Source organism: Janibacter terrae (assembly GCF_039636765.1).
In the GTDB taxonomy this organism is placed as follows: domain Bacteria; phylum Actinomycetota; class Actinomycetes; order Actinomycetales; family Dermatophilaceae; genus Janibacter; species Janibacter terrae.
This window is the reverse complement of record NZ_CP144167.1, coordinates 16,368-39,788: the sequence shown is the minus strand read 5'-3', so window position 1 is coordinate 39,788 and position 23,421 is coordinate 16,368. Positions and strand designations below refer to the sequence as shown.

Below are 23,421 nucleotides of genomic sequence, written 5' to 3'. Positions count from 1 at the left end.
CCTCGGTCAGCTGACCGCGACGGTTGTCGCGAGCCCGGCCGGCAGGACGAAGGCCGCGACGCAGATGCCGTAGAGCACGAACGTCTGCCACGGGGCCGGGTCGTCGGCGACGAGCAGCCGGATCCGGGTGGCGGCGGCGCCTGCGCCCGCGCTGACCCCGAGGACCCCCGGCTCGCTCGCGCCGGCGGCCTCGGCGAGGGAGAGGATCGCGCGACCCAGCGCGACCTCACCGGCCTCCTCGCGGGCCGCGCGGTCGGCGAGGACCTCCACGAGCAGGGCCACCTCGCGCAGCGCCGCGTCGGTGCGCAACCACGCGGGGGTCGCCGTGTGCAGCACGGTGAAGAACTCCAGCACCAGGTCGTGCCGCTCGCGCAGGTGGGCCTCCTCGTGGGAGACGACGGCAGTGAGCTGGTCGTCGGGCAGCGCGGCGAGCGCGGCCTCGGTGATGACGAGCCGGGAGCCGGCGCCGGGGACGCAGTAGGCCGACAGCCGGTGGGAGGGCAGGACCCGCGTGTGGTCGCCCTCGTGCCGGCCGACGATGTCGACGAGCTGGCGGTGCGCGGCGCGGGCGGCCCGGATCCGCGTGCCGACGCTGTGGCCGTTGCCGAGCAGCCGCACGAGCACGCCGGTCGAGGCGATCGTCGCGACGACGAGCACGACGACCCCGGGGACGGTCGGCAGGGGGTGGGGCCGCAGCCACGCGACGGGGGCGGCGGTGAGCAGGCACAGCACCGCGGAGAGGGAGAGCGACTGCCACACGAGCAGGGCTGCGCGCGGGCTGCGGCGCAGGCGCTCGATGCGCACGAGCAGGCGAGGTGCGGTGAGGAGTGCCGCTGCGCACAGCAGCAGCAGGGCGGCGATCACCCGTGCGAGTCTGCCGCACCCCTGCCGCGGCGTCGGGGGCGATCCCCCTTCGCCTCGACCTCGGCCATGGCCTCGCGGACGGCAGCGAGGTCGTCAGGGCTCGCCTCGTTGAGGAAGTGCAGGATCGCCGCCTGCCGGTCCGCGCTGCTCAGGTCGTGCAACGGGCTGCGCATGGCCTCGGCGGTGAGCGACTCGCGGCTCGAGGCCGGGCGGTAGCGCCAGGCACGGCCGTCGCGCTCGCGGGTGGTGACCCCCTTCGCCTCGAGGCGGGAGAGGACGGTCATCACGGTCGTGTACGCGGGGTCGCGGCCGGCGAGCCGGTCGAGCACCTCGCGGACGGTGAGCGCGGCGTCCTCGGCCCAGAGCACGTCCATGATCGCCTGCTCGAGGTCACCCAGGGATGCGTTCTTGGGCACGGGACGCCCCCTCCTGCTCGATGGTGACGACCCGGTCCATGCGGTCCAGGCCGACGTCGTGGTGGGTCACCATGATCACCGATCGACCGCGCGCGTGACGCATCAGGTCCGCGAGGACCGCGTCGGCGGTCGGGTGGTCGAGGTGCGCGACGGGCTCGTCCAGGAGGATCACGGGACGGCCGCTCGCGATGGCGCGGGCGATCGACAGCCGGGTGCGCTCGCCGCCGGAGACGCCGAGCCCGTGGGTGCCGAGCCGCGTGTCGAGGCCGTCCTCGAGCGCGTCGAACCAGGCGCCGAGACCGGCCTGGCGAAGGGCGTCGACGAGCACCTCGTCGTCCGCCTCCGGCGCCGCGAGCGCGAGGTTGTTGCGCAGGGTCGCCGCGAGCACGTGCGGCTCGTCGTCGACGATCGCGAAGAGCCCGCGCACGTCCTGCAGCGCCAGCCCCGCGACGTCGGCGCCGTCGACGGTGTACGTGCCGCCGGTCGGGTCGAGGTGGCGGGCGAGCACGGCGAGCGCGGTGGACTTGCCGGCGCCGTTGGCCCCGGTGAGCGCGACGTGCTCGCCGGGCTCGACCACGAGGTCGACCGGACCGAGGTCGGTCCGGGCCCCGGTCCAGCCCGCGGTGACGCCCCGCAGCTCGAGGCGCGGTGCGCGGGTCCGGGTCGCCTCGGGGGAGTGCAGGTGCACGGGCCGGCGCCCGTCTCCTGCCACCGCCGGTTCCTGGTCGAGCAGCGCGTCCAGGCGCTGCTGGCAGGCCCGGGCCCGGGCGAGGGCGCGGGTGGCGTCGGTGAGGACGCCGAGGGCCTCGCCGGTCGCGACGGGCGCGAGGACGAGCAGCGCCATGACCGGGGTGTCGGCACCCGAGGTCGTGGCGAGGGCCGCCGCGGCGAGGGTGGCCGTGCCGGTGATGACGAGGACCATCGCGGCGGTGAGGGCGCGGCCACGCGCCTGGCGGGCGATGCTCGAGCGCAGCCGCTCGTGCGCCTTCGCCAACCAACGGTCGGCGGTCGCGCCGCCCCCGATCGAGCGCAGCTCGTCGGCGTGCTCGGCGGTGAGGTGGGCGACGCGGGCGGTCTCGGCCCGCGCCGCGAGCACGGAGGTCTGCGCCCGCGACTCGAGCCGGTCGGCGACGAGCGCGGTCGCGCAGGCGGCGAGCAGCATGCCAGCGAGGACGAGCCCGACGCGCGGGTCGACGAGCGCGGTGAGCGCCGCGGCGAGGACCCCGGCGAGCAGGGCCGAGAGTGCGGGGACGGTGACGCGCACCGAGGCCTCGACGACCTCGGTGAGGTCGTCGACGACGCCGGTGAGCACGTCGGCGCGACCCCGCGAGCCGAGGCGGGCGGGGGTGAGCGGGACGAGCGCGGCGTACGTGGCCGTCCGCCGCTCGGCGAGGTCGGCCAGCGCGGCGTCGTGGCTGCGCAGGCGCTCCCAGTAGCGGAAGACCGGGCGCGCCAGGCCGAAGGTGCGCACCGCGACGATCGCGGTGAGCAGCAGCATGATCTGGGGTCGCTGGTCGGCTCGGACGATGAGCCACCCCGAGGTCGTCGTCAGGGCGATCCCGGAAGCGGTGGCGACTCCGCCGAGGAGGCCGGCGACGACCAGTCCGCGGTCGAGGCGAAGGGGGCGGGGCAGACGCGGGCTCATCGGGCCACCAGCTCCCCGAGGCGGACGTGCGCGCCGGCGCGGCCGACGAGGTCGGGCTGGTGCGTCACGGCCAGGACCGTGCGCCGGCGGGCGAGGCCGGCGATGACCTCGCCGATGGCAGCGGCGGAGGCGGGGTCGACGTGCGCGGTCGGCTCGTCGAGGAGCACGACGGGCGCGGGGGAGAGGAGCGCGCGGGCGAGCACGAGCCGGGCCCGCTGGCCCGCGGAGAGCCCGAAGCCGTCGTCGCCGATGGGGCTGTCGAGCCCGTCGGGCAGGGCCGCGACGGCGCCGTCGAGCCCGACCTCGCGCAGCACGCGCCAGATCTCGTGGTCGTCGACCGGCCCGGCGATCGTCAGGTTGGCCCGCAGGCTCCCGGCCCCGAGGAAGGGCCGCTGCGTCACGAGGTGCACCTCGCCCGTGCGGACCTCGCCGGCATCGGGTCGGCGGATCCCCGCGATGACCTCGAGCAGCGTCGTCTTGCCGCACCCGGAGGGGCCCGTGACGACCGTCAGACCCGGACCGGCGGTGAGGTCGACGCCTTGGAGGACGCGGTGCCTCGTGCCCGGGTAGGTGTAGTCGACGCCGGTGACCTCGACCCCGCCCGTCGCGCCCCCCTTCGCCCGCACCGTCCCGGACGAGCGCGGCTCGAGCTCGGCGAGGACCTCCTCGAGGGCGGCGGCGCCGTCGGCGGCGGAGTGGAACTCCGTCCCCACGCGCCGGATCGGCCAGTAGGCCTCGGGCGCGAGGAGGATCGCGGTGAGCCCGACCGAGAGCGCGATCGAGCCGTGGGTGAGGCGCAGGCCGACGGCGACCGCGACGATCGCGACCGAGATCGTCGCGAGCAGCTCCAGCGCCGCGGCCGACATGAAGGCCAGGCGGAGCGTGCGCATCGTCGCCCGGCGGTGGCGCTGGCTCACCGTGCCGATGGTCTCCACCTGTCGGTCCGCGCGCCCGTACGCGACGAGCGTCGGCAACCCGCGCATGACGTCGAGGAAGTGCCCGGCCAGGTCCGTCAGCGCACCCCAGCGGCGGTCGGTGTCCTCCTGCGTCGTCGCGCCGATGAGTGCCGCGAAGAGCGGCAGCAGCCACACCGTGAGGACGACGACGAGCGCGCTCGGCCAGTCCACGACGACGAGGCAGATGACCGCGAGCGGTGGCACGACCGCGGCCGAGACGAGGGCGGGCAGGTACTTCGCGATGTACGGCTCGACGGTGCTCGTGCCCTGGGTCGCGAGCGTGAGCGCCACGTCCCGGGAGGGCCGCTCGTCGATCGTCCGCTCGCGCCAGACGGCGAGCAGCTGCTCCCGTAGCCGGGTCGCGACGAGCGCACCCGAGCGGGCGGCGATGGTCTCCGAGGCCGCACCCAGCAGGGCACGAAGGGCGAACAGCCCGCCGGTCCACAGCGCCGGCTCGAGCAGCGCCTCCCCCCGCACGACGGCGACGACGAGTGCGGCCAGCGCGAAGGCGGTCGCGATGGTCGAGATGCCTTGTGCCACACCGATGCCCGCGAGGGCAGCGACGGGCCTCCGGGTGGCCGGGACCACCCGGAGGATGCGCGGGTCGAAGGGACGCATCGTCAGTGCACCTCGACGCGCTGCGGCAGGTGCTCGACGGTCAGGCGGCGGCGGAAGACCCAGTAGGTCCACGCCGTGTACGCGAGCATGATCGGCGTGAAGACGACCGCGGCCCAGGTCATGATCTCGAGGGTCAGCGGCGAGCTCGCGGCGGCGTCGAGGGTGAGGTCGGCGCTGTCCCCCCGACCGTTGATCGCGTTGGGGAAGAGCATGAGGAAGTAGCTCACGACGGTCAGGCCGATCGTCACGGAGGTGCCGGTGAAGGCCAGGCCCTCCGCCCCCTTCGCGTTGGCGGCGATGGCGGCGAGGAGCGCGACGGCGGCGAGGCCCGCGACCACCCACGAGCCGGCGGTCCCGCGCTGCAGGCCGAGGGTGGCGAAGAGGGCGACGGCGAGGACGGCGGAGACGAGGCCGGCCCTGGTCGCGACCGCGCGCGCCTCTGCCCGGATCGGCCCGTCGGTCTTCAGCGCGAGGAAGTGCGCGCCGTGCGCCATGCACAGGACGGTGAGGGTGAGGCCACCGAGCAGCGCGGTCGGCGTGAGCAGGCTGAGGAGCGACCCGTCGAACTCCGTGTACCGCGTGCTGCCCATCGTGTGCTCGGTCATCGGCAGGCCGGCGACGAGGTTGGTGAGCGCCACCCCGACGAGGAAGGGGGCGATGTACGAGCCCGCGACGATCGCCAGGTCCCAGCGGCGCACCCACTCCGCGTCGTGGCGCTTGTGCCGGTACTCCAGGCCCATGTTGCGCAGGATGAGCGTGACGAGCAGGAGCAACAGCGCGAGGTACATGCCGGAGAACATGGTGGCGTACCAGTGGGGGAAGGCCGCGAAGGTCGCGCCGCCCGCGGTGAGCAGCCACACCTCGTTGCCGTCCCAGTGGGGGCCGATGGTCGTGAGCATCGTGCGGCGGCGGTCCTCCTCGTCGTGCTCTCCCTCGAGCACCGGCAGCAGCATGCCGACCCCGAAGTCGAAGCCCTCGGTCACGAGGTAGCCGGTCCATAGGACGGCCAGCAGGACGAACCAGATGGTGATGAGATCCATGTCGGTGCTCCCGGGTCAGTAGGCGAACTCGAGCGGCTCGTCGTCCTCGACGAGGCGGGGTTCCTCGAAGGGGTCGGCGCCGCGGCGGATGTAGGACAGGAGGAGCTTGACCTCGACGACCGCGAGCCCGCCGTACAGCAGGGTGAAGACGATCATCGAGGTCCACACGTCGGCGCTGCCCACGCTCGGGGAGACGGCGGTGTGCGTGGCCATCTCGCCGAAGACGACCCACGGCTGGCGCCCGACCTCGGTGAAGATCCAGCCGAAGCTGTGGCCGAGCACGGTCGCGATCGGGGTGAGCACGATGAGGGCCTGGACCCAGCGCTGCATCGGGACACGGTCCTTGCGGGTGGCCCACAGGACCCACGCGCCGACGGCCATGGCGAAGAAGCCGGTGGCCATCATCAGCCGGAAGTTCCAGTAGGTCATGGCGATCGGCGGGATGTAGGTGCCGGCCTGCGTCAGCTCGCCGTCGGAGAAGGTCGCTCGGTACTCGTTCTCGAGGTCGACCATGCCGCGGACCTGCCCGTCGAAGCTGCCGGTGCCGAGGAAGGAGAGCAGGCAGGGGATCTCGATGACGTGCTTGGGGTCCTCGCCGCCGAGCCCGGCGACGGTCAGGACGGAGAAGGGGGCGCACTCACCCGCGGGCGGGGTGTCGTACAGGGCCTCGGCCGCCGCCATCTTCATCGGCTGGACCTCGGTCATCACCTTGCCCTGGAGGTCGCCGCTGATCGCGACGCCCATGCCGGAGACGAGGACGACGACGGCCCCGAGGCGCGCCGCGTGGCGGTACATCCTGCGGTCGGCGTCGGGTCCCCCCTTCGCCCGGTGCAGGCGCAGCTTGTGCAGCGCGACGGCCATGACGAGCGCGCCACCGACGAGGTAGCAGGCGGTGATGACGTGGGGGAAGGCGACGAGCTGGACCTTGTTGGTGAGGATCGCGAGGAAGTCGGCCATCTCGGCGCGGCCGGTCTCCGGGTTGATCCGGTAGCCGACGGGGTGCTGCATGAAGGAGTTGGCGGCGAGGATGAAGTACGCCGACAGCAGCGTGCCGATGTGCACGATCCACATCGTCGCGGCGTGCAACCGCTCGGGGATGCGTCCCCAGCCGAAGATCCACAGGCCGAGGAAGGTCGACTCGAGGAAGAACGCGAGCAGCGCCTCGAGCGCGAGCGGCGCACCGAAGATGTCCCCGACGAAGCGGCTGTAGGAGGACCAGTTCATCCCGAACTGGAACTCCTGGACGATGCCCGTGACGAGCCCGAGCGCGAAGTTGATCGTGAAGAGCTTGCCGAGGAACTTCGCCATCCGCAGGTGGCCCTCGTCGCGCGTGCGGATCCACCGCGAGTGGTACCAGGCCACGATCGCCGACAGGCCGATCGTGACCGGCACGAAGAAGAAGTGGTACACGGTGGTGATCGCGAACTGCCACCGCGCGAGGTCGAGCACGTCCATCGCATCTCCTACGACGTCTAGTACTACAGATCGTCGTAGACGGTACGCCTGTTGCGGGGCGGGTCCAAACCTCGTCCGTCCCAGGTTTCTCGGGTGACCCGAGAAACCTCGCCTTCGCAAGAGTTTGAAACTCTTGCGAAGGCGAGGTTTGTCGGGTCGAGCGAAGGGGGGTCACCCCACCCGCTGCAGCCCCCGCTGGCCGTCCGCGAGCTCGAAGCTCGCCTGGGTCCGCACCGCGGAGCCGCGGGTCGTCACCCTGTCGAGCGAGCGGAAGTCCGCGCGCATCGAGGTGGGGGTGACGGTCGTGCGCACGTACCCGCGCTGGTTGCCGGAGAACTTCAGGTGCGGGTTCCACGCCATGATCGGGTCCGACCACGCCCCGTTGCCGTCGCCGCCCGAGGTGATGGACGTCGTGACGAGCTCGGTCCCGACGACGGCGCTGTCGGGGTCGGCGTAGTCGGCCTTGAGGTCCGCGGCCCAGTGCTTGTGCACGTCGCCGGTGAGCACGACGGGGTTGCGCACGCCTGCGTCGACCCAGGCCTGGGTCACCCGGTCGCGCGAGCCGGTGTACCCGTCCCAGCTGTCGTTGCTCGTGTGGAGCAGCTCCGGCTCGACCTTGCCGTCGCGCTGCGCGAAGAAGACCTGCTGACCGAGGAAGTCCCAGCGGGCGCGGCTGCGGGAGAAGCCGTCGCGCAGCCAGGCTTCTTGCTGGTCGCCGGTCAGGCTGCGGCTCGGGTCGCTCGCCTCCGCGCAGTTGGTGTCCCACCCGTCCCCGCAGGCCTGGTCGTCGCGGTACTGGCGGGTGTCGAGCATGTGGAAGTTGGCCAGCTGACCCCACTGCATCCGCCGGTAGATCCGCATGTCCGGACCGTTCGGGAGGGAGGAGCGGCGCAGCGGCATGTTCTCGTAGTAGGCCCTGAAGGCGTTGGCCCGGCGGGCGAGGAAGCGCTCGGGGGTGTCGTTCCACTGGTCGGCGCGCTGGTTCTCCGGGATGCCGGCCGCCCAGTTGTTGTCGACCTCGTGGTCGTCCCAGACGACGAGCCAGGGGGCGACGGCGTGCGCCGTCTGCAGGTCGGGGTCGGCCTTGTACTGCGCGTGCCGCAGCCGGTACCCGCCGAGGGTCACGGTCTCGGTGCCCGCGTGCGTGCGGACCGCGGTCGGGTTGCCCTTGCCCTCGTACTGGTAGTCGCCGAGGTGCAGGACGAGGTCCGGCTGGTCGTCGGCGAGGTAGCGGTAGGCGGTGAAGTACCCCGCCTCGAAGTGCGCGCAGCTCGCGAAGGACATCGCCAGGGACGAGGGCAGCTCGTGCCGCGCCGGGGCGGTCCGGGTGCGTCCGACGGGACTCAGGTGGCCGTCGACGCGGAACCGGTACCAGTACTCGCGGCCGGGACGCAGCCCCTCGACCTCGACGTGCACGGCGTGCGCGTCCTCGGGACGGGCGACGGCGGTGCCGCGCGCGACCGGGCGGCCCATCCCCTCGTCGGTCGCGACCTCCCACTGGACGGCGACTGCACGGCTGGGCATGCCTCCCTTCCCGTCCTCGGCGAGCGGCTCGAGCGCCAGGCGGGTCCACAGGACGACGCCCGAGGGGGTCGGGTCGCCGGACGCGATCCCGAGGGCGAAGGGGGAATCCCGGATCGGTCCGGTGGCGACGAGGAGGGAGGTGGCGGGGGCGGCGGACGCAACCGCGGAGGTCGTGGCGATGGTGCCGGCGGCGAGACCGCCGGCGAGGACGTGGCGACGGGAGAGGGTCATGGCGGCACGTTCCCGCAGCGACGTGAACCCACCGGGCAGGCCGCATGAACCAGACCCTCCCCCTTCGTGGTCCGGGCATGAAGACCCGGTCAGCGAACAGTCAGGCCCGCGGCACCCGGTACCGCACGAAGGCAGGGCTGACGGCGGTCGCGACGAGCGTCAGCACGATGACGAGCACGCCGCCACCGATGGTCGTCGCCGCGGTGCCGATCTCCCCGGCGACGAGGCCGTGCAGCACGTCGGCCACGCGGGGCCCGCCGGCCACGACGACGACGAAGACGCCCTGCAGGCGCCCGCGCATCGCGTCCGTCGCGGAGGTCTGCAGCATCGTCGAGCGGAAGGCCGCGGACGCCGTGTCGGCCGCGCCGCCGATGGCGAAGGACACGCACGCGATCGCCAGCCACGGCACGACGAGGCCGTCGGCCAGCGCGACGGCGACACCGAAGCCGATGATCGCGCCACCCCACACGAGGATCGCGGCGGTGACCGCCAGCCCCTGCCGCTCCACCCGGGAGACCCAGCCCGACATCACACCGCCGAGGAAGGCACCGATCGGCATGGCCGCGAAGAGCACGGCGAAGGCCAGGCCGCCTTCGGCCGGCCCGCCGAAGTCGACGTGGGCCATCTCCGGGATGAGGGCGCGGGGCATGCCGAAGACCATCGCGATGAGGTCGACGACGAAGGACATGAGCAGCACCGGCTGCGTCGCGAGGTAGGCGAACCCGTCGACGACCGAGCGGACGCCGGGGGAGGAGCCGGCGACGACCTCGACCGGCAGGGGCGGAAGGGAGATCACCGCGCGGAGCGTGGCGAAGAGGAAGAGTGTGTCGACGAGGTAGAGCCACGAGAACCCCAGGACGGGGATGAGCGCGCCGCCGACGAGCGGCCCGGCGATCGCGCCGCCGGTGAAGACCGTCATGTTGAGGGTGTTGGCCGACGGCAGCAGCTCGACCGGCAGGATCCGCGGCAGCACCGCCGAGCGGGTCGGCTGGTTGACGCCGAAGAAGGCCTGCTGCACGGAGAAGATCGACAGCAGCAGCCAGACATTGGTGTTGCCGAGGGCCGCCTGGACCCAGAACGCCGCGGAGGTGAGGATCAGCCCCCACGTCGTCACCGTGAGCAGCCGCCGTCGGTCGAAGTGGTCGGCCAGCGAGCCGCCGTAGAGCCCGAAGACCACCAGGGGCACGAGCCCGAAGAGCCCGGTCAGCCCGACGTAGGCGCTCGACCCGGTCATCGAGTAGATCTGCGCCGGGACGGTGACGACCGTCAGCTGCGCCCCGATGACCGTGACGATCTGGGCGGTGAAGAGACGACGGTACGCCGGGACCTGGAGGGGGCGGGTGTCGGCCAGCAGGCCCCGGAGGCGACGCACCGCGTCACCCTACGCTCCGCCGTCAGATGAGCTCCGCGGCCGCCTCGGCGACCTTTTCGTGCTCCGAGCGCAGGCGCTTGAGGAAGTCCTTGGTCCGGGCGTGCTGCGGGTTGTTGATGACGTCCTTGGGCACGCCCTGCTCGACGACGACGCCGTCGTCCATGAAGACGACCCGGTCGGCGACGTCGCGGGCGAAGGCCATCTCGTGGGTGACGACGATCATCGTCATGCCCAGCCCGGCGAGGTCTCGCATGACCTCGAGGACCTCACCGACGAGCTCGGGGTCGAGGGCGGAGGTCGGCTCGTCGAAGAGCATGAGCTTGGGCTTCATGGCCAGCGCCCGCGCGATCGCGACGCGCTGCTGCTGCCCGCCCGAGAGCTGGTTGGGGTAGGCGTGCGCCTTGTCGGCGAGACCCACCTTGTCGAGCAGCTCCTGCGCCTCGGCGCGCACCTCGGCCCGCGGTCGCCTCTGCACCTTGACCGGGGCCTCCATGACGTTGTCGATCGCCGTCATGTGGGGGAAGAGGTTGAACCGCTGGAAGACCATGCCGATCTCCCGGCGCTGGGCGGCGATCTCCTTGTCCTTGAGCCGGTGCAGCTTGGAGGCGTCCGGCGTCCCGGTGTCGCGGTAGCCCATGAGGTCGTCGTCGACCCAGATCCGGCCGGCCTGGATGTCCTCGAGCTGGTTGATGCACCGCAGGAAGGTCGTCTTGCCCGAGCCCGACGGCCCGAGCAGGCAGACGACCTCACCGGCCGCGACGTCCATGTCGATGCCCTTGAGCACCTCGTTGCTGCCGTAGGACTTGCGGACCTGCGCCGCGCGCACGAGTGGCTGGCTCACTTGCCGCCTCCGATCGTCAGACCCATGAGGCGGGTCCTCGTCGTGTCCGTCGAGGTCTGCGTGGCGGTGTTGCCGTAGCCGCGTCCGAAGCGACGCTCGAGGAAGTACTGACCGACCATGAGGACCGAGGTGATGACCAGGTACCACATGCAGGCCGCCATGAGCGTGGGCATGATCTTCAGGGTCCGGTTGCCGATGGCCTGCGCCTGGAAGAACAGCTCGGTGCTCAGGGGCAGAGCCATGAGCAGCGAGGTGTCCTTGAGCATCGCGATCGTCTCGTTGCCGGTGGGCGGGATGATGACCCGCATCGCCTGCGGCAGGATGACCCGGCGCATCGACAGGCTCGGCTTCATGCCGAGCGCGGCGGCGGCCTCGCGCTGCCCCTCGTCGACCGACATGATCCCGGCGCGGGCGATCTCGGCCATGTAGGCCGCCTCGGACAGGCCCATCGCGATGATGCCCCAGATGAGCGTGTTGCTGATGTCGTTGACGTTGAGCGTGAGGATCGTGAGGTCGCTGCTCAGCCCGAGCGCCCCGGCCAGCTGCTGGCTGAAGGGGAAGGGGCCGATGTCGAAGCGCGGGTACAGGTAGCCGATGCCGGTACCGAAGAGCACGACGAGCACCAGGCGCGGGATCCCGCGGAAGAACCACGTGTACGCGAACCCGACGAGCTTCAGCACCGGGTTGTCCGACAGCCGCATGACACCGATGACGATGCCCAGGCTCACCCCGATGATCATCGAGCCGATCGTCGCGAGGATCGTGCCCTTGAGCAGCCCCTCGAGGACGGGGCTGTAGTTCATCACCTGGAAGGCGAAGGGCCAGTCCCAGCGCTCGTTGGTCACGAAGCTGCTGATGATCATCGCGAAGACGATGCCGATGACCACGAGGGCGACCCACCGCCCGGGATGGCGCACGGGGACGGCCTTGATCGGGCCCGTGTCGAGAGCGGCGGAGGTCCCCCCTTCGCCGGGCGTCGGGGGGACTCTCACGCTGTGGTCCGCGGTCATCAGGGGTTGACGGCGAACTCGTCGATGCCGCCGGACTCGTTGCCCCAGTTCTTGAGGATCTCCTCGTACGAGCCGTCCTCCTTCATGCTCTCGAAGGCGGCGGCGATGGCCTCGCCGAACTTCTCCTGGCCCTTGGGGGTGACGATGCCGTAGGGGGCGGAGTCGTAGGTCTCGCCGAGCGCCTCGAGCTTGTCACCTTGCTGCTTGACGGCGTAGAGGCTGATCGGGGAGTCGGCCGCCATCGCCTCGGTCTTGCCGGAGACGAGGCTCGCGGTGACCTTCGACTGCTCCTGCTCGATGACGAGCTTGATCTTGTCGTCGCACTTCTTGTTGAGCGCCTCGAGCTCGTCGAGCTGGACGGTGCCCTTCTGGACGCCGACGGTCTTGCCGCACGGGTCCTTGGGGTCGACCTCGGCCGGGTTGCCCTTGGTCGTGACCCACTGCGTGCCGGCGTCGAAGTAGCTGATCATGTTGACCGACTTCTTCCGCTCGTCGTTGATCGTGAAGGAGCTGACCGCGACGTCGTACTTCTCGGAGGTGACGCCCAGGATCAGCGAGTCGAAGGGGGCATTGCTCCACTCGGTCTTCAGGCCCATCTTCGCCGCGGCGGCGTCGAAGAGGTCGACGTCCATGCCCTCGACGGTCTTGCCGTCGTCACCCAGGAACTCGTTGGGCGCGTACGAGGCGTCGGACCCGACCTTGAGCGTGCCCTTGCTCTTGACGTCCTCCGGCACCAGCGACGCGACGTCCTCGTCCACCGAGACCTCGGCGGCCGACGTGGGGGAGTCGGACCCGCCCCCGCTGCCCTCGAGCGTGTCGGAACCGCACGCGGACAGGGCAGCCGTCCCGAGGGCGAGGGTGGTGAAGAGAGCGACGTGGGCACGGCGCATGGTGGTCCTCCAGATGCACGAGGGGCACTGGGTACGTGCCCGGTGCGGGACATCGTGCCATCGTGCCGGTCCCAACGGGGAGCACCCCGCCGCGACCGTCACTCAGCCGTGACTCCGGTCAGCTGCGGCCACGCGCCAGGAGCGCCTGGACGAAGACCCGCTCGATGTCCCCCGGCGTCTCGGCGATGTAGCTCGTGCCGCCGGTCTCGTCGGCGATCCTCTGCAGGGCCGTGGGGTTGGCCTCGCCCATCCCGATGGTGATGACGCGGACGGGGCGCTCGGCGTCGTAGGAGTCGTCGAGCTTCCTCAGCAGCTGTTTCAGGCTCAGGCCACCGTTGGGGTCGTCGTTCTCCCCGTCGGTGAAGACGACGATCGAGTTGACGTAGTCCGGGTCGTACTCCTTGACCATCTTCTGGTGGGCCGCCCAGATCGTGTCGTACAGCGCGGTGTCCCCGCCGATGTACTCGTCACCGTCGCCGACGAGCCGTCGCAGGGTGTCGCGCTGGGTGCCCCTGCCGACCGTGGCGTCGAGCCGACGGATGGGCGCGAGCTCGCGGTGGTCGGCGGTCCTGGTCAGGTCGCTGCTGAACATCCAGCCGCCGACCTGGCTGCCCGCAGGCAGGATGTCGACCCCCTTCTGCAGCGAACCCTGGGTGACGTCCCAGCGGGTCAGGCCGGGGGTGGGGCTGTCCCACTCCATCGAGCCGGAGACGTCGATGACCGCGAGCATGCGCATGTCGGTGCGCATGAGGTCCCACTGCTCGACGGCGGCCAGGCGTTCGTCGCGGTCGAGCGGCTCGAGCTCGGTGAGCTCTGCCGCGGCGCGGCCGTCGACCCGGGGGCCGCCCCGACCGCTGGAGTCGCGGAAGCCCGCCTCGGTGAGCGCCTCGCGCACCTCGAGCGTGCCGAGCCGGGTCCGCGCGCTGTCGGCGGTCCTGAGGGCATCACCGGTGAGCGCCGGGTTGATGATCCACGGGTAGTCGAGCGTCAGCGTCCCCTTCTTCGGCATCACGGCGCGAAGGGGGGCGACCTGCGGGTTCTCGTCGTTGAACGCGGCGATCTGCTGCTCGGATGCGGGGAAGGGCTCGGACGTCCTGGTGTCCGCCCGGTAGTCGGCGAAGAGCGTGTCGAGCGAGGGCGCGGCGAAGCGCGACATGAAGATCAGGCGCTTGCCCGTGTCCAGCCCGATGCGGCCGGGCTGGCCGATCCGGCTGGCGTGGAAGGCCAGTCGGCTCGCGGTGTCGACTTCGGGGTTGGCCATGTGCACGCTGCCCTCGGTGTTGAGCAGGGTGCCCCACGACGAGACGGGGCCGACCTCGTCGTCGAGCTCGGTGCCAGCGGCGAGCACGACGGGGGAGGAGGCGATCGACTGGCCCTCCAGCCACTGGCCGCGCGACCGGCTGGAGTCGACGGCGTCGATCCAGGTCGAGCTGTCCGGGATCCACACGTCGGGGGCGTTGCTCTCGCTGATGTCCTTGGCGGCCTGTGCCGCGGAGGTCGAGCTCACCTCGAACTCCGCGCACTCGTCCCGGGCGCTCACCGTGGCCAGGGCCTCCTCGAGGGGGCCGGCGATCTCGGGGGTCGCGGCGACCGTGATCGTCGTGCCGCCGCAACCGGCGACGTCGTCTCCGCCGCGCAGGGCGGCGAAGGCGCCGCCACCGCAGAGGGCGAGCACGAGGACGATGGCGAGGGGGACGAGCCAGCCGCGGCGGGAGCGCTTCGTCCTCGCGCGGTGCTCCCGGCGGGAGCGGGGCGGCTCCGCGGTCCGGGCGGTCTGCGAGGTCTGGGAGGTCTGGGAGGTCTGGGAGGTCTGGGAGGACTCTGCCTCGTCCCACAGGTCGTGTCGCCGCGTGGGGCGGTCGGGGCGGCCGTCGCCACTCATCTTTTCTCCTCCGTGCCGTGCCGTGCCGTGCCTACCGGGCGCTTGGTTACCGGCCGGTCAAGTATGGCCCACGGACCGCGCCGGACGGCCTCGTCGGCGCCGTGTGCGGATCGTCACCCACCTGCCATGCTGGCGTGCATGACCAACTTCCTCATCCGCACGGGTGTCAACGCGGTCGCGCTGTGGGTCGCCGCCTGGCTCATCGACGGCATCGTCCTCGCCGAGGACGATGCGACTTTCGCCTCGACGTTCGCCACGGTCGTCCTCGTGGCGCTGCTCTTCGGTCTGGTCAACGCGGTCGTCAAGCCCATCGCCAAGGTCATCGCCTTCCCCGCCATCGTCCTCACGCTCGGGCTGTTCACGTTCGTCGTCAACGCCTTCCTGCTGCAGCTGACGGAGTGGATCGCCTCGCCGCTCGGGCTGAGCTTCGAGATCACCGACTTCTGGTGGGACGCCGTGATCGGCGCGCTCGTCATCACCATCGTCTCGATGGTCCTCAACTGGGTCCTCCCCGACAAGGAGGACCTCGACCGCTGAGGCCCCGCACCCCTGCATTCCCCTAGGGCAATGCAGACGAGCGGTCGCCCAGAGGCTGCATTCCCCTAGGGCAATGCACCCCTCTGGGGCTGCCTGTGGACAAGTCGCCGCGCGTGACTCAGGATTCGGCCACGGTGGGTCCATGGCCCCCACCAGACCGCGGCACGTCGACATCTCCGCCTTCCAGGACTTGGCGCTCTTCTCGACCGCGCAGGCCCATGACGCAGCGATCTCCGGCCACGACCTGGCCGCCCTGGTCCGCCGCGAGCTGATCTGGCGGCCGGCGCCGGGGTGGTACTCGTGCCGCCCGGACGCGACGGACGAGGAGCGCCACGTCCTGCGCGTGGCCGCCAACCTGCGACTCCTCGGGGACGGCGCCGCGGCCTGCCGCGTCTCCGCGGTGCTCCTCCACGGGATGCCGATCGCCCGGTGCGACCTCGCGACCGTCGAGATCGCGGTCCTGGGTGCTGGTCACGGCCGGACCCGCCGCAGCGTGCGCGTCAGCGAGTTCGCGGCGAAGGGGGCGGACTGCCGACTCATCGACGTGCCTCTGGTGGGCGGCCGGGTGCGGGTCGTCGACCCGGCGACGGCGATCGTGGGCATGGCCGCCGCCAACAGCCCGTCGGGGGCGCTCGTGGCGGCGGACCATGCAGTCCGCCACGGGCTGTGCACGGTAGCCGACCTCGAGGAGGGCCTCCGGGTGCGGTCCGGGACGCGAGGTGTCGCGGCGGCGCGTCGTGCCCTGGCCCACGTCGACCCCCGGCACGAGTCGCCGGGGGAGACGCTGACCGCCGCCGTCCTGCGCCTGGGCGCTTGGGAGTACGACCCGCAGGTCTGGGTGCGGGCCGGGGGTCGCTGGTACCGGCTCGACTTCGCGCTGCGGGGTCGCAAGGTCGCCATCGAGTTCGACGGCGAGGTCAAGTACACCGGCCCCGAGGTGATGCAGGCGCAGCTGGCGCGGCAGACCGCGCTCGAGGCGGAGGGGTGGGTCTTCGTGCGGATCGGCTGGGGCGATCTCGACAATCCCTCGATCCTGCTCGGACGCGTCCGCGACGCCGTCGCGGTGGCCGGGCCGGCGTGAGCCCCCCTTCGTGCCCGGACCCCACGCCGACCGTTCGTCTGCATTCCCCTAGGGCAATGCAGCCTCCCGGCCGGATCAGGCGGGGCCGAAGGCCCGAGCCACCTCGATGAGCCGGTCGTTGGCCTCGGGCTCGCCGATCGTCACCCGTACGCCGTCGGTGCCGTACGGGCGCACCGACAGCCCGGCCTCGCCGCAGGCCGCGACGAAGTCGGGCGTCCGCGCGCCGAGCGGGAACCACACGAAGTTCGCCTGGCTCTCGCTCATCTCCCAACCCGCCTCGCGCAGGGCGTCCAGGACCCGACCGCGCTCGGCGACGATCTCCTTGACCCGCACGTCGAGCTCGTGCTGGGCCTCGAGCGAGGCGATGGCCGCGGCCTGCGCGATGAGGTTGACGCCGAAGGGGGTCGCGGTCTTGCGCAGCGCCTCGGCCACCGGCTCCGGCGCGACCGCGTACCCGACGCGCAGGCCCGCCAGGCCGTAGGCCTTCGAGAAGGTGCGCAGGAGCATGACGTTGTCGTGCCGCCGGCGCAGGTCGAGGCCGTCGACCTCCCCTTCGCCCTCGACGAACTCGAGGTAGGCCTCGTCGACGACGACGAGGACGTCCTTCGGGACCTTGGCGATGAAGTCCTCGAGCTCGGCGTGCTGCACCGACGGGCCCGTGGGGTTGTTGGGGGTGCAGACGAGCACGACCCGTGTGCGGTCCGTGATCGCGGCGGCCATGGCGTCGAGGTCGTGGCGGTGGTCGGCGGTCAGCGGGACCTGGACGGACGTCGCACCGGCGATCGCGACGACGATCGGGTACGCCTCGAAGGAGCGCCACGCGTACACGACCTCATCACCCGGGTCGCACGTCGACTGGATGATCTGGGCGAGCACGCCGACGGAGCCGGTGCCGGTCGCGATCTGCTCGCGGGGCACGGCGAGGTGGGCGGCGAGCGCGTCGGTGAGGGCGGTGACGCCCATGTCCGGGTAGCGGTTGACCTGCGTCGCCGCCTCCTCGATGACCTTGACGACCGAGGGGAGCGGCGGGTTGGGGTTCTCGTTGGACGACACCTTGTAGACCGTGAGGCCCTCGCGGGGGACGGGCGGCTTCCCGGCCACGTACGCAGGGACCTGGTCGAGGGCGGGGCGCAGCCGCGGGGTGTCCATGCGCGGCACCCTAACGCCCTCCCCGGTGAGCCCGCGCCAGCGCTTTTGGTGTCCAGTGGGTGAGACGCTAGGTTGGCCCCCACCAGAGATCTGTGGCTCGGGTCACAACCCGCCGCACGCAGCACAGCCGCGGTGCGGGCGACCCCCGTGCCGGGCCGAAGGGAGCACCAACCGTGAGTGACAACGAGGTCACCGGCCGCGCCGGTACCCAGATGGCCGGGGCCTTCGAGCCCTCGCCGGAGAGCGGCCCGAAGCCCCCGTCGGCGATCACCGGCCACTTCTCCGACGACAACCCGGAGATGGTCCAGTTCGTCGACGCCGACGGCAACCGGCTCGCGACGAACGCGACCAACGAGCCGTACGCGCAGATCGTCGAGGACATGACGAGCGAGGACGCGCGCACGATCTACCGTGACCTCGTCCTCGTGCGGCGCATCGACGCCGAGGGCTTCGCGCTGCAGCGCCAGGGCGAGCTCGGTCTGTGGCCGAGCCTCTTCGGCCAGGAGGCCGCCCAGGTCGGTGCCGGCCGCGCCCTGCGCCCCCACGACTACGCCTTCCCGGGGTACCGGGAGCACGGCGTCGCCTGGTGCCGCGGCGTCGACCCGGTGAGCCTCTTCGGCATGTTCCGCGGGGTCAACCACGGCGGGTGGGACTCCAACGCGAACAACTTCCACCTGTACACGATCGTCATCGGCAACCAGATGCTCCACGCGGTCGGCTACGCGATGGGCATCACGGCCGACGGCGCGGTGGGCACCGGCGACCCCGAGCGCGACTGCGCGGTCATGGCCTTCACCGGCGACGGCGGCACGAGCCAGGGCGACTTCAACGAGGCCCTCGTCTTCGCGGCCGTGAGCAACGCCCCGGTCGTCTTCTTCGTCCAGAACAACCAGTGGGCGATCTCCGAGCCCAACGACAAGCAGTTCATCATCCCGCCCTACCAGCGCGCCCGCGGCTTCGGCTTCCCCGGCGTCCTCGTCGACGGCAACGACCCGCTCGCCAGCTACGCGGTCGCCAAGCACGCGCTCGACAAGGCCCGCAGCGGCCAGGGCCCGACCCTGATCGAGGCGTACACGTACCGCATGGGTGCGCACACGACCTCCGACGACCCGACGAAGTACCGCAGCGACGCCGAGGTCGAGATCTGGAAGCACAAGGACCCGATCAAGCGCATGCGCGGCTTCATGGCCGAGCGCGGCCACGCCGACCCGGACTTCTTCGCCGCCGTCGACGCGGAGGCCGACGAGGTCGCCGCCCGGATCCGCACGGCCTGCCAGGAGATGCCGGATCCTGAGCTGTCGACGATGTTCGACCACCAGTACACCGAGCCGCACCCGCTCGTCGACGCGGAGCGCGAGGAGTTCATCGCCTACCACGCCGGCTTCGCCGAGGAAGGAGGCCGGGCATGACCGGCACCCGCCTGTCCCTGGCCAAGGGCCTCAACGCCGGGCTGCGCCGCGCCATGGAGGAGGACCCCAAGGTCGTCCTCCTCGGTGAGGACGTCGGCAAGCTCGGCGGCGTCTTCCGCATCACCGAGGGGCTGCAGAAGGACTTCGGCGAGCACCGCGTCCTCGACACCCCGCTCGCCGAGTCCGGCATCGTCGGCACCGCGGTCGGCCTGGCCCTGCGCGGGTACCGCCCGGTCGTCGAGATCCAGTTCGACGGCTTCGTCTACCCGGCCTTCGACCAGATCGTCAGCCAGGTCGCCAAGATGCACGCCCGCTCCCTCGGCCACCTCCGGGTGCCGATGGTCATCCGCATCCCCTGCGGCGGCGGCATCGGCGCGGTCGAGCACCACAGCGAGTCCAACGAGGCCTACTTCGCGCACACCGCGGGCCTGCGCGTCGTCTCCTGCAGCAACGCGGCGGACGCGTACTGGATGATCCAGCAGGCGATCCGCACCGACGACCCGGTGATCTTCTTCGAGCCCAAGCGTCGCTACCACGAGCGCGGCGAGACCGAGATCGACGAAGGGGGGTCCCCGGACCTCGGTCTGTACGACGCCCGTGTGGTCCGGGAGGGCAGCGACGCGACACTGCTCTGCTACGGCCCCATGGTCAAGACCTGTCTCCAGGCGGCTGCGGCCGCGCAGGAGGAGGGCCGCGACCTCGAGGTCGTCGACCTGCGCAGCCTCAGCCCGCTCGACCTGCCGACGATCATCGAGTCGGTCAAGAAGACTCGCCGGGCGGTCGTCGTCCACGAGGCGTCCACCTTCGTCGGCCTGGGCGCGGAGATCGTCGCGCGCATCCAGGAGGAGTGCTTCTACCACCTCGAGGCGCCCGTCCTCCGGGTCGGTGGGTACAACATCCCGTACCCGCCCAGCCGCTTCGAGGATGAGTTCCTCCCGACCCTCGACAGGGTCCTCGACGCCGTCGACCGCTCGCTCGCCCACTGACCAGGAGGACCCCCGTGGCCGTCCAGCTCTTCAACCTGCCCGACCCCGGCGAGGGCCTCACCGAGGCCGAGGTCACCACCTGGAAGGTCCAGGTCGGTGACGAGGTCGCCGTCAACGACATCGTCATCGAGGTCGAGACCGCCAAGTCGCTCGTCGAGCTCCCGATCCCCTTCGCGGGCACCGTCGTCGAGCTCCTCGTCGCCGAGGGCGACACCGTCGACGTCGGTGCCCCGATCATCTCGGTCGAGGTCGCCGGCGCGGCCCCGGCCAGTGCCCCGGCCGCGCCGGGCGAGACCGAGGAGGCCTCCGGGCCGAACCTCGTCGGCTACGGCGCCAAGGCGGGCAGCACCCGTCGGCGTGCCCGCCGGGGAGGCGTCGCCCCTGCCGCGGAGGCGGCTCCTTCACCGGCTCCCGAGCCACCGGCGGCGCCCGTGGCTGCGGCCCCGGCGCCGCTCACCGGGGCGCAGACCCGCGCCCTGGCCAAGCCACCGGTGCGCAAGCTCGCCAAGGACCTCGGCGTCGACCTGCAGTCGGTGACCCCCACCGGCGAAGGGGGCATCGTCACCCGTTCCGACGTCGAGTCGGCGGCGTCGGGTGCGTCGGCCGCCCCCGTCGAGACGGCTGCTGGACAAGCTCCTCAGGGAGCGGTGGGCCAGGTGGGCCGCGGAGCGCCGGGTCAGGACGTCCGGGTCCCGATCAAGGGTGTGCGCAAGGCGACCGCCGAGGCGATGGTGGCCTCGGCCTTCACCGCGCCGCACGTGACGGAGTTCGTCACCGTCGACGTCACGGCGATGATGGACATGGTCGAGCGGCTGAAGCGGGACAAGGCCTTCAAGGACGTCAAGGTCACGCCCCTGCTGCTCGTCGCCAAGGCGTTCTGCCTGGCGCTGCGCCGCAACCACGAGGCCAACGCGAGCTGGGACGAGGCGGCGCAGGAGATCGTGCTGCACGCCGACGTGAACCTGGGCATCGCCGCGGCGACGCCGCGCGGGCTGCTCGTGCCCAACATCAAGGCTGCCGACTCGCTCTCGCTGCACGACCTCGCCGCCGCGCTCGGTGGGCTCGTCGCGACGGCGCGCGAGGGTCGCACCCAGCCGGCAGACCTCGGTGGCGGCACGGCGACGATCACCAACGTCGGCGTCTTCGGCGTCGACACGGGCACGCCGATCCTCAACCCTGGCGAGGCGACGATCCTCGCCTTCGGCGCGGTCCGCCGCATGCCGTGGGTCGTCACGGCTGCGGACGGCAGCGAGTCGATCGAGCCGCGCTGGGTGACCCAGCTGGCGCTCTCCTTCGACCACCGGTTCGTCGACGGCGAGCTCGGCTCCAAGCTCCTCGCCGATGTCGGAGCCCTCCTGCACGACCCCGGCACCGCCTTCCTCTGGGCCTGACCCCCCCCGCAGGACCCGGGTCCGAGCCCGCAGACCTGAACCCGCATTCCCCTAGGGCAATGCGGGTTCAGGTCTGCGTTGCCCTAGGGGAATGCAGCATCGGGAGGGAAGGGAGGGGGCCGGGTCAGAAGAGGAAGGGCAGGTTGCCCAGGCCCTCCGAGAGGACGTGGTAGCTGCTCGTGTGGCCGCCGCCCGTCGCGCCGTACCAGACCCGTCCACGACCGGAGGGCAGGACGGCGACGATGTCGTCCTGGTGGGTCGAGGAGCCGTTGACGTCACCGGGGACGAGCACGGTGCGGTACGTGTCCCAGCCGGTGCTCGTCGCGGCCGTCTGGCTCCACGAGGTGCCCTGCGAGGTCCAGGTGCGCATCCGGCCGCCGGAGGCGATGCCGCGCAGGTCGTCCCGGCCGTCGCCGTCGACGTCCTGGACGAGCTCGACGTTGGGGTAGTAGCGCGCCGGCCGACCCATCGAGCGAACCCGCTTGAGGGTGCCGGAGTCGCTCAGCTCGTAGTGGTCGACGTACCCGCCGACCTTGCGGTTGACGACGTCGAGGCGGCCATTGCCGTCGACGTCGAGACCGGAGGCGATGTCGGTGTACGAGCCCCAGCCCGTGGCGATCGTCTTCAGCACGCCGAGCTGACCGGTGCTCGTCGCGTACATGAGCTGCAGCCGGCCGTCGCCACGGCGCACGAGCACGTCGGAGCGACCGTCCCTGTTGACGTCGCCGGCGTGGCCGAACCAGGTGGCGTCGGAGAGCGCGGACTTCACGAGGGTCTTGCCGCCGAAGTCGTCGCTGCCGTTGCCCTTCATGACGTAGACCCGTCCGGTGCCGGAGGTGCCCATGAGGTCGACCCTGCCGTCGCCGTCCAGGTCACCGCGTGCGCCGCGCTGCGCGGGCGGGGTGCTCGGCAGCAGCGAGAGCCGGTTCTTGTAGACGATGCGCGAGACGCCCTCGATCGTCGAGATCTGCGTGCCCATCGATCCCGGGTCGTCGTGCGTCAGGACGCCGATCGTGTAGTCGGCGGAGCCGTAGTTCGACCAGCCGATGCTGTTGACGTGCCAGCCGTCGGTGCGCGGCAGCCAGCCGTTCTTCAGGGCGACGGTCCCGGCGGGCGGGCCGGCGCTCACGCCCCAGTCCTGGCTCGCGGTGACCTGGCGCATCTGGCTCAGGCCGTAGACCCGGTTGCTGTAGCTCAGGACCGACGACGGGCGGGCGTAGTGCTCCATGAGCCGGGCCTGGTCGAAGGCGGTCGTGCTCGTCAGCCCCCAGTGGTTGTACGGGTCGGCGTAGGTCTGGGTCATGCCGAGCCGCGAGCCCGCGCGGTCGAGGCCGGCTCGGCCACCGATGTGGTCGAAGAGGGCCGTCGTCGCGTTGTTGTCGCTGTAGCGGATCATCGGGACGATCTTCGACTTCTCCCAGGAGGTGAGCCCGCGGCCGGCCTCCTGCGCCTTGATCATCACGGCGGACATGATCTGCACCTTGACGATGCTGGCAGTCACATTGCGCGACGAGGTCTTGGTGTAGGTCCACGAGCGGCCGGTGCCGGGCAGGCGGACGGCGACGCCGACGGCGCCCGGGCGGGAACCGAGGTAGCGACGCAGCTCGGACTCGAAGGGGAGCGCGGCCTGCGCGGCGGTCGTCGAGTCGACGCCCCGCGTGGCCTTGGCGACGGAGTCGTCGACGGTCACGGTGAAGGTCAGCGCGCCGGTCACGTCGCCCGTGGGCGCAGCCTTGGCGGCCTGGGCTCGGGGGAGGACCTCGTCGAGCGCCTCGTCGCGCGTGGGCTCCTGCACGGTGCAGGTGGTGCCCGTGCCGCTCGGCGCGACCGCGACCCGGTCGCCGTCGGCATCGGTGCCGGTGAAGCCCGGGCGGCCGACGACCCGGAGCGGTCCGCGCTCGATCTTCGCGGTGCCGCCGTCGGCGAGGTCACCGGTGACGGTCACCGTGTCGGCGCCGATGCCGTCGCAGATGACGTCGAGCTCGACCGGCTGGGGAGCGGTGACGTCCCCCGGCACGGCGGTCGCCGGGGCGGCGGCGAGCGCCACGGAGGTGCTGAGTGCGAGGGCCGTGAGGACGGCGCGGCGGTGCGACATGGTGGATCCCCCTGGGTGGCGGTGCGACG

19 protein-coding genes are annotated in these 23,421 nt (G+C 71.8%); 5 read left to right on the top strand and 14 right to left on the bottom strand.

Features of this window, described 5'->3' with window-relative positions; all coding sequences use genetic code 11:
* Positions 1-6: 6 nt before the first annotated feature.
* The 12 genes from V3C34_RS00190 to V3C34_RS00135 form a co-directional block, all read right to left on the bottom strand.
* A complete protein-coding gene (locus V3C34_RS00190; protein WP_068328870.1) occupies positions 7-864 on the bottom strand; it encodes a M56 family metallopeptidase in 858 nt (285 codons plus the stop codon).
* Positions 861-1,280, bottom strand: a complete 420-nt coding sequence (locus tag V3C34_RS00185) for a BlaI/MecI/CopY family transcriptional regulator (RefSeq protein ID WP_082807726.1) — start codon at positions 1,278-1,280, stop codon at positions 861-863. The genes V3C34_RS00190 and V3C34_RS00185 overlap by 4 nt, the downstream gene beginning before the upstream one ends.
* On the bottom strand, positions 1,255-2,925 hold the full coding sequence (gene cydC, locus V3C34_RS00180; RefSeq protein WP_346007763.1) for a thiol reductant ABC exporter subunit CydC: 1,671 nt from the start codon (positions 2,923-2,925) through the stop codon (positions 1,255-1,257). The genes V3C34_RS00185 and cydC overlap by 26 nt, the downstream gene beginning before the upstream one ends.
* A complete protein-coding gene (gene cydD, locus V3C34_RS00175) occupies positions 2,922-4,499 on the bottom strand; it encodes a thiol reductant ABC exporter subunit CydD (RefSeq protein WP_346007762.1) in 1,578 nt (525 codons plus the stop codon). Before cydD ends, cydC begins: the two co-directional genes overlap by 4 nt.
* Before the next feature lie 2 nt (positions 4,500-4,501).
* A complete protein-coding gene (cydB, locus tag V3C34_RS00170; RefSeq protein WP_068328879.1) occupies positions 4,502-5,539 on the bottom strand; it encodes a cytochrome d ubiquinol oxidase subunit II in 1,038 nt (345 codons plus the stop codon).
* A 15-nt stretch (positions 5,540-5,554) separates the two neighbouring features.
* A complete protein-coding gene (locus V3C34_RS00165) occupies positions 5,555-6,994 on the bottom strand; it encodes a cytochrome ubiquinol oxidase subunit I (protein WP_346007761.1) in 1,440 nt (479 codons plus the stop codon).
* A gap of 171 nt (positions 6,995-7,165) precedes the next feature.
* Entirely contained in the window at positions 7,166-8,749 is a 1,584-nt protein-coding gene (locus V3C34_RS00160; protein WP_346007760.1) for an alkaline phosphatase D family protein, read from the bottom strand.
* 100 nt (positions 8,750-8,849) lie between these two features.
* Positions 8,850-10,121, bottom strand: a complete 1,272-nt coding sequence (locus V3C34_RS00155; RefSeq protein ID WP_345913156.1) for an MFS transporter — start codon at positions 10,119-10,121, stop codon at positions 8,850-8,852.
* A gap of 22 nt (positions 10,122-10,143) precedes the next feature.
* Entirely contained in the window at positions 10,144-10,962 is an 819-nt protein-coding gene (locus V3C34_RS00150; protein WP_346007759.1) for an amino acid ABC transporter ATP-binding protein, read from the bottom strand.
* Positions 10,959-11,954 carry an amino acid ABC transporter permease gene (locus tag V3C34_RS00145; protein WP_068329410.1) on the bottom strand — a complete coding sequence of 332 codons (996 nt, stop codon included), beginning with the start codon at positions 11,952-11,954 and terminating at the stop codon, positions 10,959-10,961. The genes V3C34_RS00150 and V3C34_RS00145 overlap by 4 nt, the downstream gene beginning before the upstream one ends.
* Before the next feature lie 17 nt (positions 11,955-11,971).
* Entirely contained in the window at positions 11,972-12,862 is an 891-nt protein-coding gene (locus V3C34_RS00140; protein ID WP_346007758.1) for an ABC transporter substrate-binding protein, read from the bottom strand.
* A 118-nt stretch (positions 12,863-12,980) separates the two neighbouring features.
* Complete coding sequence (locus V3C34_RS00135; protein ID WP_346007757.1) at positions 12,981-14,744, bottom strand: substrate-binding domain-containing protein; 1,764 nt, start codon at positions 14,742-14,744, stop codon at positions 12,981-12,983.
* A 138-nt stretch (positions 14,745-14,882) separates the two neighbouring features.
* On the opposite strand from V3C34_RS00135, the gene V3C34_RS00130 reads away from it, so the two are divergent.
* Both V3C34_RS00130 and V3C34_RS00125 read left to right on the top strand, forming a co-directional pair.
* Positions 14,883-15,281 (top strand): phage holin family protein, encoded by a 399-nt coding sequence (locus V3C34_RS00130; protein WP_068424332.1) that lies wholly within the window; start codon positions 14,883-14,885, stop codon positions 15,279-15,281.
* 142 nt (positions 15,282-15,423) lie between these two features.
* A complete protein-coding gene (locus V3C34_RS00125; protein ID WP_068328900.1) occupies positions 15,424-16,362 on the top strand; it encodes a hypothetical protein in 939 nt (312 codons plus the stop codon).
* 75 nt (positions 16,363-16,437) lie between these two features.
* On the opposite strand, the gene hisC is transcribed toward V3C34_RS00125, so the two are convergent.
* Entirely contained in the window at positions 16,438-17,511 is a 1,074-nt protein-coding gene (gene hisC / locus V3C34_RS00120; protein WP_068328903.1) for a histidinol-phosphate transaminase, read from the bottom strand.
* Positions 17,512-17,684: 173 nt separating this feature from the next.
* Here hisC and pdhA point away from each other — a divergent pair, with 173 nt between their 5' ends.
* Genes pdhA through V3C34_RS00105 form a run of 3 tightly spaced genes read left to right on the top strand, consistent with a single transcriptional unit; the run spans position 17,685 to position 21,297 of the window.
* Positions 17,685-18,920, top strand: a complete 1,236-nt coding sequence (gene pdhA, locus V3C34_RS00115) for a pyruvate dehydrogenase (acetyl-transferring) E1 component subunit alpha (RefSeq protein WP_169702040.1) — start codon at positions 17,685-17,687, stop codon at positions 18,918-18,920.
* The gene (locus tag V3C34_RS00110) at positions 18,917-19,906 is read left to right on the top strand and encodes an alpha-ketoacid dehydrogenase subunit beta (RefSeq protein WP_068424226.1); all 990 of its coding nucleotides are present in this window, start codon (positions 18,917-18,919) and stop codon (positions 19,904-19,906) included. The genes pdhA and V3C34_RS00110 overlap by 4 nt, the downstream gene beginning before the upstream one ends.
* A gap of 14 nt (positions 19,907-19,920) precedes the next feature.
* On the top strand, positions 19,921-21,297 hold the full coding sequence (locus tag V3C34_RS00105) for a dihydrolipoamide acetyltransferase family protein (RefSeq protein ID WP_346007756.1): 1,377 nt from the start codon (positions 19,921-19,923) through the stop codon (positions 21,295-21,297).
* Between the two features lie 124 nt (positions 21,298-21,421).
* Here the strand turns inward: V3C34_RS00105 and V3C34_RS00100 are convergent, their stop codons facing one another.
* Positions 21,422-23,392 carry an FG-GAP-like repeat-containing protein gene (locus V3C34_RS00100; protein WP_068328912.1) on the bottom strand — a complete coding sequence of 657 codons (1,971 nt, stop codon included), beginning with the start codon at positions 23,390-23,392 and terminating at the stop codon, positions 21,422-21,424.
* Positions 23,393-23,421: the final 29 nt, after the last annotated feature.

Bases quoted from the DNA above. Each gene is read 5' to 3' on its own strand.
- cydC (WP_346007763.1), bottom strand. From the start codon at position 2,925: ATGAGCCCGCGTCTGCCCCGCCCCCTTCGCCTCGACCGCGGACTGGTC.
- cydD (WP_346007762.1), bottom strand. From the start codon at position 4,499: ATGCGTCCCTTCGACCCGCGCATCCTCCGGGTGGTCCCGGCCACCCGG.
- cydB (WP_068328879.1), bottom strand. From the start codon at position 5,539: ATGGATCTCATCACCATCTGGTTCGTCCTGCTGGCCGTCCTATGGACC.
- V3C34_RS00165 (WP_346007761.1), bottom strand. From the start codon at position 6,994: ATGGACGTGCTCGACCTCGCGCGGTGGCAGTTCGCGATCACCACCGTG.
- V3C34_RS00160 (WP_346007760.1), bottom strand. From the start codon at position 8,749: ATGACCCTCTCCCGTCGCCACGTCCTCGCCGGCGGTCTCGCCGCCGGC.
- V3C34_RS00140 (WP_346007758.1), bottom strand. From the start codon at position 12,862: ATGCGCCGTGCCCACGTCGCTCTCTTCACCACCCTCGCCCTCGGGACG.
- V3C34_RS00135 (WP_346007757.1), bottom strand. From the start codon at position 14,744: ATGAGTGGCGACGGCCGCCCCGACCGCCCCACGCGGCGACACGACCTG.
- V3C34_RS00130 (WP_068424332.1), top strand. From the start codon at position 14,883: ATGACCAACTTCCTCATCCGCACGGGTGTCAACGCGGTCGCGCTGTGG.
- V3C34_RS00125 (WP_068328900.1), top strand. From the start codon at position 15,424: ATGGCCCCCACCAGACCGCGGCACGTCGACATCTCCGCCTTCCAGGAC.
- hisC (WP_068328903.1), bottom strand. From the start codon at position 17,511: ATGGACACCCCGCGGCTGCGCCCCGCCCTCGACCAGGTCCCTGCGTAC.
- V3C34_RS00110 (WP_068424226.1), top strand. From the start codon at position 18,917: ATGACCGGCACCCGCCTGTCCCTGGCCAAGGGCCTCAACGCCGGGCTG.
- V3C34_RS00100 (WP_068328912.1), bottom strand. From the start codon at position 23,392: ATGTCGCACCGCCGCGCCGTCCTCACGGCCCTCGCACTCAGCACCTCC.